Source organism: Aquibium sp. ELW1220, assembly GCF_030398385.1.
In the GTDB taxonomy this organism is placed as follows: domain Bacteria; phylum Pseudomonadota; class Alphaproteobacteria; order Rhizobiales; family Rhizobiaceae; genus Aquibium.
The window spans coordinates 1-12414 of the sequence record NZ_JAOAOQ010000059.1 but is presented as its reverse complement, the minus strand read 5'-3'; the positions used below and the strand labels follow the sequence as shown (position 1 = coordinate 12414).

The following is a 12414-nucleotide window of genomic DNA, read 5'->3' as shown; positions in this document are numbered from 1 at the left end:
TTGGGAGGCCGAAGTCTGGGTCAGAAGTAGCGCGTGAAGCGCAGGAAGCCCGACCAGGTGTCGTCGTCCTCGCCGCCGACGAGGTTTTCCTCGCTGGCGTAGAAGCCCTCGGCACGGACCTCGAAGTTGGTGACCGGCAGCCAGACCACGGCCGCCTGGACCATGTAGGCGTTGTCGCCGGAGAACTCCTCGAAGTACTGGCCGCCGACGGTCGCGCTCCACTGGGCGTTGATCTTGTGCAGGTAGGAGGCCGCGACCGACCACTCAACGGTGCCTTCGTCGCTCGAGCCGCCGCCGCTGACGGGCATGTCGAGGGCATACATGCTCACGCCCGACGCGTAGAACAGACCGAGGCGGAGCGAGGAGCCGGCGAAGCCCGGGATATTGTACTGCGCAGCGCCGAGGACGGCGTATTCCTCGGCGGATTCGTCGTAGGCAGCCTTGCCCCAGACGCCGCCCCAGCCCTGGCTGATGCCGGCCACACCGACGACGTCGGGCATGTAGCCCTCGCCCTCGTTCTCGTCGTTCTCGAGCGTGATCGAGCCGAACAGGCCGTTTGCGCCATTGAAGGCGTAGCCGATCTGCTGGCGCTGCTGCGAGGCGTACTGGCCGCCGTCATCCGTGTGCAGGATGCCGAAGCGGACCATGCCCGGCAGCGCCCACGGCGCACCGAAGGCCGAATCGGTGTAGCCGACATAGAAGCCGCCGAGCTGCACCATCGCCTGGTCCATGCCGTAGGAGGCGTCCGCGTTGCTGGTGGCGTCGGCCTGGATGCGCATGAAGCCGCGCAGCGTGCCCATTTCCGTCTCGGAACGCGTGTCGACGTTGAGGCGGGCGCGGGTCGTGAAGCGCCAGCCTTCCACGTAGTCGCCGTCATAGACACCGGCATCATAGTCGGAGCCGCCCCGGGCGCCGATCTGCATGCGGACGTAGCCGTCGAACTTCAGGCACGTCTCGGTGCCCGGAATGTAGAAGAAGCCCGCGCCGAACGCGTCGCAGACGCGCACGTATTCCACGGGCTCCGGTTCGGCGATCACGATCGCGTCCGCCGCAAAGGCCGCGTTGACGCTCGTCAGGGCGGCAACGGTGGCGAGGGAGAGTCTGAGGTTCATCGTGTGGTTCCTGGTTTCTGTTCCGAAGACGCCGCCCCGTTCCCCCGGTCACCCCGCTGCGTGGAAGGCGTCTTCGGTTCGATGGGTGCTCCCGTTTCGGGGCCGCCTCAACGCAAATCGTGTCCACATATTGCGGCGCAACCGCACTTTTGCAGAGGCTGTTGCACAAATGCAACGATATCCGTGTTTCTCGAAAAACTTCGGATAAATTCCAAGCGAGAGTCGAAATCCAGGCGGAGGAGCAGCATATAGCCGAACGCTGTCGGTTTCATGAATGCCCGCGATTCATGTTGCAGTGCGTCAATCGCGCCGCACGGCGGTGCTGCCGTCGGCAATCCTGTCGCCGGGATGAAGCACCACCGCATCGCCCGGCGAGAGCCCGTCCAGCACCTGCGCCGTCTCGTCGTTCATGCGGCCGATCCCGACCCGTCTCTGCCGCAGGCGGCCGCCGTCGAGCAAGAACACGGTCCAGTCGCTGCCGCTTCGGAAGAGGGCGGGGATCGGTACGGTGAGGCAGAGGTCGCAGCTCCACACCGTCATTTCGGCAAGAACGCGATAGGCGTGGCCGAGCCGCGCGTCGCCCGTCTCGAGGTCCAGCACGGCGTTCACGCGCTGCTCCTCGATCCCGAGGGCCGAGACCTTGGTGAAGGCGGCCGGATCGACCCGCCGGACCACTGCCGGCAGCGCCTCGTCGCCGCCCCAGCCGGTGATCGTGGCCACCGTTCCGGCGCCGATGCGCACGGCATCCGACGACAGCAGGTCGACGACGATCTCGAGTTTCGTCGTATCGCCGATGTCGGCGATCGGGGCGCCGACCGCGACCGCCTGCTCGCTCTGGGCATGGACCGTCAGCACGGACCCGTCGATCGGGGCGAGAAGGTTGACGCAGCAGCTGTCTTCGTCGCCGCCACGCGGCGACGGCATCAAAAGCCGGGCCTCGGCGCTCGCCAGTTCGGCCCGGCGGAAGGCGATCGTGGCTCGCGCGGCCTGGACGGCCGCCTTGCTCAGGTCGACCTGGTTCTGCGCTTTCTGCAGCGCGCTTTCCGAGATGATGCCCGGCCCGAACAGCTTGAGCGCGCGGGCGAGTTCGTCCTCGGCCAGTTGCAGCCCCGTTTCGACGCGCTGCAGTTCGCTCTCGGCAATGCCGACGCCCGACCGTGCCGCGTCCCGCGCGGCGAGCAGTTCCGCTTCGGTGCGACGGTCGATCAGCGGCGGATCGAGCGGATGGATCGCGGCCACGACCGTCTCGCCCGCCACCACCGCATCGCCTTCCTCGAGCACGGTGCGCGACAGGTGTCCCGCGATCGGCGCCGACACGGTGTAGACGTCGCGCACCCGCGTTCGTCCCTCCTCGCGGATGGTCACCCGCATCGGCCCTTCCGCGACGATGGCGATGTCGACCAGCGCCGGCTGCTCGCGCAGCGCCCAGGCGAAGCCGGCGGCGATCGCCGCGGCGGCCAGCGCGAGGCCGGCCCTCTTCATCCAGACGGCGTTCATGTCCTACTCCCTTGTCTTGAGGATGCGCACCAGGTCGAGCCGGTCGATGCGCCGCCGCACGATCAGCGCCGACACCACCGCCACGGCAAGCACGACGAGGCTCGAAACGGCGAAGGTCGACCGCTCGACGACCAGCGGAATGCGAAACAGGTCGCTCTCGAAGCCGCGCACCACCGACCAGGAAAAGCCGTAGCCGAGCGCCCAGCCGAGCGGCTGCGCCAGGAGGACGATCGCGCCGAGCTCGATCAGGAGCACGCTCGACACCTCGCCGCGCGTGAAGCCCATGACCCGCAGGCTGGCGAGTTCCCGCGCCCGCTCGGACAGCTGGATTCGCGCCGAATTGTAGACGACACCGAAGGTGATGATGACCGCGAGCAGCGCATAGACGGTCGTCATGATGGTGATGTTCTCGCCCACCGTCTCGCGGAAGCGCACGCGGGAGACGCCCTGCAGCGCGATCGAGGCCACCGCGGGCGTCTGCTTCACTGCGGCGTAGAGATCGTCGAGCCGCGCCCGGTCGATCGCCACGCGCACGCCCGACAGCCGCGGGCCGCCTCCCACGAGCCTGTCCAGCGCGTCGAGGCGCATGGTGACCGTCAGCCCCACATAGCTCTGGACGATGCTCGTCACCGGCGCCTCGACGAGGCGGTGCCCCTTCTCCAGCAGCTCGATCTCGACGCGGTCGCCGATCGACAGCTGCAGCAGCTCTGCCACCCGCTCCGACACCATCAGCCCGGTCGCCGGCGGTTCGACAGGTCGGAACTCGTCGTCGAGCACCCGCGCCAGTTCCGGCTTCGGCATGATCCCCGCGATCACCAGCCGGCGCTCCCTGTGGCCCTTGCGCAGGACGACCGGCGCGGCGCGAAACCCTTCCGCCCGCAGCACGCCGGGCATCGCCGCCACCGCCTGCAGCGCGCGCGGCGAACGCTCCACGCCGAAGCTGATCGTCGCGTCCTGCCGCTCGGTGCGGAAGAACACCGTGTCGATCATGAAGTCGATGGAATCGAAGGAAAACAGCGCCGTCACCAAAAGCGCCACCGCCATCGAGGTTCCGAGCGTCGTCATCAGCGTGCGCACCGGCCAGCGGATCAGATGGCGCAGCGCCATGATCGTCAGCTGCGAGAAGACGCGGGTCAGCGCAGCCGAGCCACCGAACAGCGAGCGGTACTGCGTCGGCGCCGGCGGGCGCATGGCCACCGCCGGCGGCAGGCGCACGACGCTCCAGATCGCCCGTCCGGCTCCCGCGAGCGCGGCCGCCGCGCTCACGCCGGCTGCGATCACGTAGAGGTCGAGGCTCTGGCGGAAGATCAGGAAGGGGAAGGAGAAGAACTCTGCATAGAGCCGGGTCATCCCGCGCCCGAGCCAGTTGCCGGCCAGGGAGCCGATGGCAATGCCGATGATGGCGATCAGCAGCGTCAGCTTGGCATAGTGCCAGGCGACCGCGAGCGAGGAGTAGCCGACGGCCTTCATCAGGCCGACCTGCTCGCGTTCGAGCGCGATCAGCCGTGTCAGGATCATGTTCACCAGGAAGGCCGACACGAACAGGAAGATCGGCGGGATGATCACCGCCATGGCCCTGAGCTGGGTCAGCTCGTTGTCGAGGAAGGCATGCGAGATCTGGTCCTGGCGGTCGTGCGCCCCGGTGCCACCAAAGGGTTTCAGGATCGCGTCGATGCGGTCCGACACCGCTTCCGGATCGGCGCCGCGCTGCGTCCGCACGACGAGGTCGTTGAAGGCGCCGGTCATGTCGAAGATGCCGGCCAGCGTCGTGCGCGGCATGTAGAACACGCCGAAGCGGCGCTGGTCGGGCACCATGTCGCCGGGGCCGATGGCGTACACATATTCCGGCGACAGCACGATGCCGGTCACCGTCAGCACGCGCTTGCGGCCGTTGAGGATCGCCGAGAACGTCGAGCCGGGCGCCATCCGGTGCGCCTTGGCGAATGGTTCGGTGACGGCCACCTCTCCGGCGCGGTCCGCCTCCGGCAGGCGGCCCGAACGCAGATAGAGCCGGTTGACCGCCGGCTCGCCGCGGTCGGGTATGGAGATGGCGATGCCGGTCGCGGGCTCCGCCATGCCCGGCAGGTCGAGAAGCGCCGCCTTGACGATCCGCAGGTCCACGCCGCCGACACCCGGAATCGCCGCGATCTCCGCGCGCAGGTGCAGCGGCGCACGGGTGAGGCCCGAGAAGACGGTGGCGAAGCGATAGCGTTCGTAGAAAGCCGCCCGCGTTTCGTCGAGCGAGCGGTAGGCGCCGATTGCGATGACGATGGTCATCACGCCGCAGGCCATCACCAGCGAGATCGCCAGCACCTGCGCCCACAGCCGCGCGAGGTCGCGCAGCAGCTTGCGGTCGAGGGCCGGGACGGCGATCACCAACTCACCTCCGACGGCTTCGCCCGCGTCTCGTTGACCGTCGCCTCTGCAATCTGCCCGTCGCGGAAGGAAAAGACCCGGTGGGCGATCTGCCGGATGCCGGCATTGTGGGTGATGATCGCCATGGTGGTGTTCAGTTCCTCGTTGATGCGCGACAGCGCCTCCAGCACGAGGATGCCGGTCTTCGAATCGAGCGCGCCGGTGGGTTCGTCGCAGAGCATCACCTCCGGCCGCTTGGCGATGGCGCGCGCGATTGCCACGCGCTGCTGCTCGCCGCCGGAGAGCTGGGCGGGAAAATGATGGATGCGGTCCTTCAACCCCACCATCTCCAGCGCATCCTCCGGCTTCATCGGATTGGCCGAGATCTCCGTCACAAGAGCGACGTTCTCCCAGGCCGTCAGGCTGGGGATGAGGTTGTAGAACTGGAAAACGAAGCCGACATGGTCGCGCCGATAGGCCGTCAGCTGCCGCTCCGAGAAGCGCGTCAGTTCCTCGTCGCGGAAGCGCATCGTACCGGAGGTCGGCGTGTCGAGCCCGCCCATGATGTTGAGCAGGGTGGACTTGCCGCTGCCGGAGGGTCCGAGCAGCACGGCGATCTCGCCCTCGGCGAGATCGAGGTCGACGCCGCGCAGCGCATACACCTCCACTTCGCCGCTGCGGTAGACCTTGGTCAGGCCGCGCGCCGAAAAGATCGGCATGTCCGTGTGGGGGCGGATCCTCTCCATGCCGGCTGTCTAGGGTGGCAGGGCGGGGGATGCCTTGACGCGCATCAATCGCGGCATCATCGCAGCAACCGCAGGGCGAGATGCCTCAGTCCTGATCCTTCCGCTTCTTCCAGTCCTTCAGCGCCGTCCTGCGCCGCCGCGCCGCGGCATGCAGCGTCTGCGTCACTTCATCGTCCGTCAGCTGGTGGAAATCGCGATAGTGCAGGCTGAGCGCCCGAAACTGCGCTGGCTCGGAAAGGCAGACCACCAGGTCCGCCTCCAACCGCAACTCCTGCACCGTCTCGGCCGGCGCCACCGGGAGCGCCACGACGATGGCGCGCGGCGAGCGCCGCCGCATGGCGCGGATCGCCACCCGCATCGTCGTGCCGGTGGCCGCGCCGTCGTCGACGAGGATGGCGGTCTTGTCGGTCACCGAAGCGGCCTTGCGCCGGCCGCGATAGGCGGCGGCGCGGCGTTCGAGCTCCGGCCGTTCGCGTTTCACCAGCGCGTCAAGCTCCTCTTCCGACAGATCGTAGGCCTCCACGATCTCGCGGTTGAGAACGACGTCGGGCGGGTTTCCGTCGATGATGGCGGCCACCGCGAGCTCCGGGTTGGCCGGCGCGCCCACCTTGCGCACGATCACGAGGTCGAGCGGCGCATTCAGTATGTCGGCAATGGGGTCGGCCACGGGCACGCCGCCGCGCGGCAGCGCAAGCACGACGGGATCGTGCAGGGAAAGCGTCACGATTTCGCCGGCAAGCAGGCGGCCGGCTTCTGCCCTGTCCTTGAACATGCGCGCTCCGCGGGTCCGAGCTTCCTGCCTACCTGGCGGATGCAGTTCCGCTGCTGCAACCATGGGCGGCCGGCCGATGTTCCGCCTTGACCCCGGTCAAGAGCGCGGCCGGCCTCGTTGCGCGCATGTAAAGCTGCCTTCGCGTCACCGGCGCAGACCTGCCGGTCGACGGGGGCTTCGTGGCGCAACAGACGTCAAAAAAACGCCGACCCTCCGGGGGGAGAGGGTCGGCGGCAGGGTCTAGTCCGCGGCGGCTCGGAGTAGGGGGGCGATGTCGAGGCCGCCGCTGCCTGAAAACTTCCGATGCTGCGGAAGGTTCCGTCGAATTATTCGAAAACCAGCACGCCGGCCTGGCGCGCGGCATCGACGAAGCGATCGCGCGAATCCGAGACCGCCAAGACGCCGTCGAGTGCCCCCTGCGCGGCATTCAGCGCATCCTCCTGGCTGGCGCCGCTCGGCCAGTCGACGTTCTGCAGATAATCGCGCGCGGCGCGCACGGAGCCGATCTCGATCGTTCCGACCGGGTCCGAGACCGTGACGGCGCGCTCGAACGGCAGGTCCTGCGTCTCGGCCATCCTGATGTCTTTCGTCATGTCGGCGTTCTCCAGCAATTGGGCATGATCGGCCAGAATTTCGGCTTCCCGCGCCGCCTCCGCGAAGGCGCGGCGCGCCAGGACGGGCGGTTTGAAGCCCTTCAGCACGGCGAGGCAGGCCAGGCGCGCGGCTCGGTGGCGCCCGCTCCATTCGTTGGGCCAGCGATGCAGCAGCATCTCGGCCGCCTGGCGGGTGTTGGTGACGTCGAACGGCCGCGCTTCCCGGGCATCCAGCACCGTCACCGGCGCATCGAACCACCCGCTCTCCATATTGACCTGCATGTCGGTACTCTCCTGGGACGCTGACGAACGCTTTGCCGGTTGGATCGTTCCGGCTGTCCGATGGGTCGCTACCGGGGGATTGAGGCGAAGCGACGGCACCCCGCCGCGGGTGGTGCAACGGCGCACTTGCTGACCTATATGCGGACACACAGACGGCACAGCCAGGAGAGGGGCCGCCCATGGACACCCCGACGCAGACACGCACCACGGACGCCCCGGCGCTCCCGCGTTTCGAGATGAGCTATGCGGAGCTTCCGGCCCGCTTCCACGCGAAACCGGGGCTGTCTCCGGTGCTCGGGCCGCGCCTGGTGAAGCTCAACGAGCCGCTCGCCCGCGCGCTCGGCCTCGATCCGGCCGTGCTGGCGTCGCGCGAAGGGATCAAGATGCTCGCCGGCAGCCGCCCGCCGAATGGCGCCCCGCCCATCGCCCAGGCCTATGCGGGACACCAGTTCGGCAACTTCGTGCCGCAGCTCGGTGACGGTCGGGCGCTGCTGCTCGGCGAGGTGGTGGACCCGCAGGGCCGTCGCCGCGACATCCAGCTCAAGGGCTCCGGCCCCACCCCCTTTTCGCGCGGCGGCGACGGCCGCGCAGCGCTCGGTCCCGTGCTGCGCGAATACATCCTGAGCGAGGCGATGGCGGCGCTCGGCATCCCGACCACCCGCAGCCTCGCCGTCGTCACGACCGGCGAGAAGGTCTACCGTGACTGGCCGCTGCCGGGCGCCATCCTGACGCGCGTGGCCGCCAGCCACATCCGCGTCGGCACGTTCCAGTATCTCGCGGCCCGCGGCGACACCGATGGCATCCGCGCGCTGGCCGATCACGTGATCGGCCGCCACTATCCCGCGATCGGAGAGGGCGCCGGCCGCCACCTGGCATTGCTAGAGGCCGTGATCGCCGCGCAGGCACGGCTGATCGCCTCCTGGATGCTCGTCGGCTTCATCCACGGCGTCATGAACACCGACAACATGACCGTCTCGGGCGAGACGATCGACTACGGCCCCTGCGCTTTCCTGGACGAGTTCGCGGCCGACAAGGTCTTTTCCTCGATCGACCGCGCCGGACGCTATGCCTATTCGAACCAGCCGCATGTCGCCGTCTGGAACCTCGCCCGCCTGGCCGAGACGCTGCTGCCGCTGATCGCCGACGACCAGGATGCGGCGATCGCGATGGCCGAGACGGTCTTGCGCGGCTTTCAGGGCCATTATGAAGCCGTGTTCCACGCGGGCCTGCGCCGCAAGATCGGCCTGCTCCTGCAGGAGGACCACGACGTCCAGCTGGCCAGCGATCTCTTCGCTTTGATGGCGGAGTCCGGACCCGACTTCACGCTCACCTTCCGCGGCCTCGTCGACGAACTCGACGCGCCGCTCGGCGAGGGGCCGGTGCGCACGCTCTTTGCGACGCCGGCGGCCTTCGATGCCTGGTCGGTGAAGTGGCGCGACCGGCTGTCGCGCGAGCCGGGCCGGGACGCGGAGCGTCGCGAGACCATGCGCCGCGCCAACCCGCGATACATCGCGCGCAACCACCGCGTCGAGGAGGCCATCCGGGCAGCCGAGGACCGCTCCGACTTCGCCCCCTTCGAAAAGCTGGTGGACGTGCTGCAACGGCCCTTCGACGACCAGCCGGACAACGACGCCTATGCCTTGCCGCCGCAGCCGGACGAGCGGGTGACGAAGACCTTCTGCGGCACCTGACGACGGCAGAGGCAGCGGCGGCTTCCTGGAGCCGGGTCATGAGGAATCGACCGCCGGTTTCGGGTCAGGACCTGCGCTGGGGCAGGAAGCCGAGACACATGCCGCGAATCGGAACCAATCGCGACGCAGCCCACGGCGCCCGGCTGCGGCCGCCGTGGGCTACACGCTCAAGACTGCTTTTCGAGCGCCATGAGCGCCTGGTCGAGCCCGCGCCAGGACACGGGCACGGAGATGATGCGCCCGCCGGCATCGGCAAAGCGGATCTGGCCCGCTTCGCCCGCGCGCAGCGGCTTCAGGCTCTTTGCGTCGGGACGGGTGTCGGCGAAGCAGGAACCGCCGGCGCAACGCTTCCACTCGAGGATGATCGCACCTTCGGCGGGAGCCTTGGGGTCGACGATGATGCCGACCTGGCCCGGCAGCGAGATGTTGACCGGCAGCACGGCCGTCATGATCAGTTCCTTGGCGCCGGGGAGGCGCCCGATCGCCAGCTGCGCGATGGGCTGCGTCTGGCCCTGCACCTTGACCGTCTGGACGACCTCGCAGGTCTGTGGCGTGTCTTGGTCGTTCTTCTTGGCGGCCTCGTCGGCCGGTGCAGGCTGGCGCACGCAGCGCAGCAGCCAGTCGCCGAAGGTGGCGGTGGTCACGGCCGGATCGGCGGGAACCTCGGGACGCGGCGCCGGGCTCGGCGTCTGCGCGAGGGCGGCGGAGGCGGAAAGCAGGGCAGCAAGGCCGGCAAGGGCGCTGCGAAGGCGAGGAGAACGGTGCATCGGTCGGGTCCTGGGTGGCGCCGGAAGGGTGTGCGGATGGCCTGCGGTGAACGGAGGCGGGCGTGGCTGGCAGGTGCGGCGCACGCCCGGAAATTGCAATACCAGAAATATTCGCAGGACTGCAGGCGAAATCGTCATGCCTCCGCAAGGCAAACCGCGGGTCCCGCCTGCAGCGACGTTGCGCGACCGTGCCGACCGCGTGTTTCTCCGGTTTCGGAAGGCGGAAGGCGGAAGGCGGGAGAGGGGAGGAGAGAGGCGGGAGAGGGCGACGCGATACGCTCCAGCGCTGCCCCGCCGTCTGCGGCGTCGTTTCTGAGAAGTGGCGTCTGCGCAGTGGCCGGTCTTGGGCGACCAGGTTCGCGCGACCGCGTCGCGCGTCAGCGTCGCTCGAGGATCGGCACGCAGACGTCGAGGTCGTTGGTGGCGAGGTGGGCGTAGCGCATGGTCATCGTCAGGGTCTGGTGCCCGAGCCAGGTCTGGACGCGGCGGATGTCGATGCCGCCCTGCACAAGGCGCGACGCGCAGGTGTGGCGCAGCACGTGCGGGACGACGTCGATGTCGAATCCCAGTCCGATCGACGCCTTCGCCTCGTTCCACACCGCCCGGTACTTGTGCTGCAGGATGCCGGAGAAGGGGCCGCCGCGGCGGCCGGCCTGCGCGGTGACCACCTCCATCGCGCGATGGGTGAGCGGGATCGACCGGCTGCGGCCGGATTTCGTGATCCAGAAGCTGACCCGGCCCTCGCCGATGTCGCCCCATTTCAGGCCGATCGCCTCGCCAAGACGGGCGCCGGTATCGACCAGGAAGACCGAGAGCCGGTAGTAATCTTCCGACCGGACGCGGATGGCGTCGAACAGCGCGGCTTCTTCCTCCGCCGTCAGGAACCTGATCCGGCCGGCGCGCTCCTTCTGGCGGATGAAGTCCGGAAGACTGTGGACGTCGCCCATCTTGAGCGCCTTGCGAAGCAGTTTGCTGAGCGCGGCCATCTTGCGGTTGATGGTGGCATTGCTGTTGCCGCGGCTGCGCAACGCCCCCGTGATCTCGTCGACCGTATCCTGCGACATCGCGCTGAAGGCACTGCCGCCGAGGATGGCATGCATCTCGTGGACGAAGGCGCACACGTTGTTTTTGTGCGAACCGTCTTCCCACAGAATATCAGCATAGCGCCGATAGAGGTCAGCCAGCGTATGTTCGCGCACGAGGCGCGGAGCGGACTGTGCGGTGTAGTTCAGCGCATAGGAAAAACCTTGGACGTGCCGCTGTGCCGCAAGGCTATGGCACGCGGGAGCTTCCTGTCCGGTATCCAGTGCTTTGATAACAGCCACGCGAGGTCTTTCATCCTTGAATGAAGCCCCCCGGCTTGCCGCAATATGTGAATATTGGCTGCCCCGGATCGGCTGCAGCGCGCACTTATTGCTAAAAGGGTCGGGTCCGCAATTGAAATAAATTGCGGACCCGGATGTCAGACGCTCAGGCGCTTAGAAGTAGCGCGTGAAGCGGAGGAAGCCGCTGTAGGCTTCGCCGTCGTCGAGCCGGACAGCGTTTTCTTCGTCGGCGTAAGAGCCTTCGAGGCGGACTTCGAAGTTGGTGACGGGAGCCCAAACAACGGCACCCTGAACCATCCAGGCGTTGTCGCCGCCGAACTCCTCGAAGTACTGAGCACCGATCGTGGCACTCCACTGCGCGTTGAACTTGTGGTTGTACGAAGCAACCACCGACCATTCAACAGTGCCGAAGGAGATGCCGGTCGGGTCGATGCGACCCGAGACAGGCATGGCGAGCGCGTAGCGGTTCGCCTCCTCAGCCCAGAAGCCGCCGAGGCGGATATTGGAGCCGGCCATGTTCGGGATGTTGTACTGCATGCCGGCCATTACGTTGAAGGCTTCGGCCGACTCGTCGTAAGCAACCTTGCCCCAGACGCCGCCCCAGCCCTGGCTGATGCCGAGGACACCGACCACGTCGGGCATGTAGCCTTCACCCTCGAGGGTGTCGTCTTCGAGGACGATCGAGCCGAACACGCCGTTGCCGCCCGAGAAGGTGTAGCCGATCTGCTGGCGCTGCTGGTAAGCGTACTCGCCGCCGGCATCGGTGTGCATGATGCCGAAGCGCGAGATGCCCGGCAGACCCCACGGGGCAGACCATGCGGACTCGGTGTAGCCGACGTAGAAGCCGCCGAGCTGGACGATCGCCTGATCCATACCGTAGCCGGCGTCGGCGTTGCTGGTTGCGTCAGCCTGGATACGCATGTAGCCGCGCAGCGTGCCCCACTCGGTGTCCGAACGTGCATCGACGTTCAGACGGGCGCGAGTGGTGAAGCGCCAGCCTTCGACAACATCGGCGAGTTCGCCATTCAGGATGCGATCGCCGCCAGATGCGCCGATCTGCATGCGGACGTAGCCGTCGAACTTCAGGCAGGTCTCGGTGCCGGGGATGTAGAAGAAGCCAGCGCCGTAAGCGTCGCAGACGCGGACGTATTCGACCGGCTCCGGCTCAGCGATGACGATAGCGTCGGCGGCGCGAGCGCCAGTGACTGCGACGAGGGCCGCAGCCGAGCCGAGAAGAAGGCTCTTGATGTTCATTTTCTGACCTCCAGTCAAAG

The 12414-nt window shown here is 67.8% G+C and carries 10 protein-coding genes; 1 reads left to right on the top strand and 9 read right to left on the bottom strand.

The annotated features are described in order from the left end of the window. Positions 1 to 20: 20 nt before the first annotated feature. The 6 genes from N1F91_RS28585 to N1F91_RS28560 form a co-directional block, all read right to left on the bottom strand. Positions 21 to 1112 (bottom strand): porin, encoded by a 1092-nt coding sequence (locus N1F91_RS28585; protein WP_289997182.1) that lies wholly within the window; start codon positions 1110 to 1112, stop codon positions 21 to 23. Between the two features lie 300 nt (positions 1113 to 1412). Next, complete coding sequence (locus tag N1F91_RS28580; protein ID WP_289997181.1) at positions 1413 to 2609, bottom strand: HlyD family efflux transporter periplasmic adaptor subunit; 1197 nt, start codon at positions 2607 to 2609, stop codon at positions 1413 to 1415. 3 nt (positions 2610 to 2612) lie between these two features. Beyond that, positions 2613 to 4985, bottom strand: coding sequence for an FtsX-like permease family protein (locus N1F91_RS28575; protein WP_289997179.1), 2373 nt, complete (start codon positions 4983 to 4985; stop codon positions 2613 to 2615). Next, positions 4982 to 5710 (bottom strand): ABC transporter ATP-binding protein, encoded by a 729-nt coding sequence (locus tag N1F91_RS28570; protein WP_289997178.1) that lies wholly within the window; start codon positions 5708 to 5710, stop codon positions 4982 to 4984. Before N1F91_RS28570 ends, N1F91_RS28575 begins: the two co-directional genes overlap by 4 nt. 85 nt (positions 5711 to 5795) lie before the next feature. Continuing rightward, positions 5796 to 6482, bottom strand: a complete 687-nt coding sequence (locus N1F91_RS28565; RefSeq protein WP_289997177.1) for a phosphoribosyltransferase — start codon at positions 6480 to 6482, stop codon at positions 5796 to 5798. Positions 6483 to 6808: 326 nt separating this feature from the next. Beyond that, positions 6809 to 7357 carry a DUF982 domain-containing protein gene (locus N1F91_RS28560; RefSeq protein ID WP_289997176.1) on the bottom strand — a complete coding sequence of 183 codons (549 nt, stop codon included), beginning with the start codon at positions 7355 to 7357 and terminating at the stop codon, positions 6809 to 6811. Between the two features lie 179 nt (positions 7358 to 7536). On the opposite strand from N1F91_RS28560, the gene N1F91_RS28555 reads away from it, so the two are divergent. Next, positions 7537 to 9048 carry a protein adenylyltransferase SelO gene (locus tag N1F91_RS28555; RefSeq protein ID WP_289997175.1) on the top strand — a complete coding sequence of 504 codons (1512 nt, stop codon included), beginning with the start codon at positions 7537 to 7539 and terminating at the stop codon, positions 9046 to 9048. Positions 9049 to 9215: 167 nt separating this feature from the next. On the opposite strand, the gene N1F91_RS28550 is transcribed toward N1F91_RS28555, so the two are convergent. From N1F91_RS28550 to N1F91_RS28540, 3 genes are all read right to left on the bottom strand, one after another. Beyond that, the gene (locus tag N1F91_RS28550) at positions 9216 to 9815 is read right to left on the bottom strand and encodes an invasion associated locus B family protein (protein ID WP_289997174.1); all 600 of its coding nucleotides are present in this window, start codon (positions 9813 to 9815) and stop codon (positions 9216 to 9218) included. A 377-nt stretch (positions 9816 to 10192) separates the two neighbouring features. Then, a complete protein-coding gene (locus N1F91_RS28545; protein ID WP_289997203.1) occupies positions 10193 to 11047 on the bottom strand; it encodes a site-specific integrase in 855 nt (284 codons plus the stop codon). A gap of 246 nt (positions 11048 to 11293) precedes the next feature. Further along, complete coding sequence (locus tag N1F91_RS28540; protein WP_289997172.1) at positions 11294 to 12394, bottom strand: porin; 1101 nt, start codon at positions 12392 to 12394, stop codon at positions 11294 to 11296. Positions 12395 to 12414 lie beyond the last annotated feature (20 nt).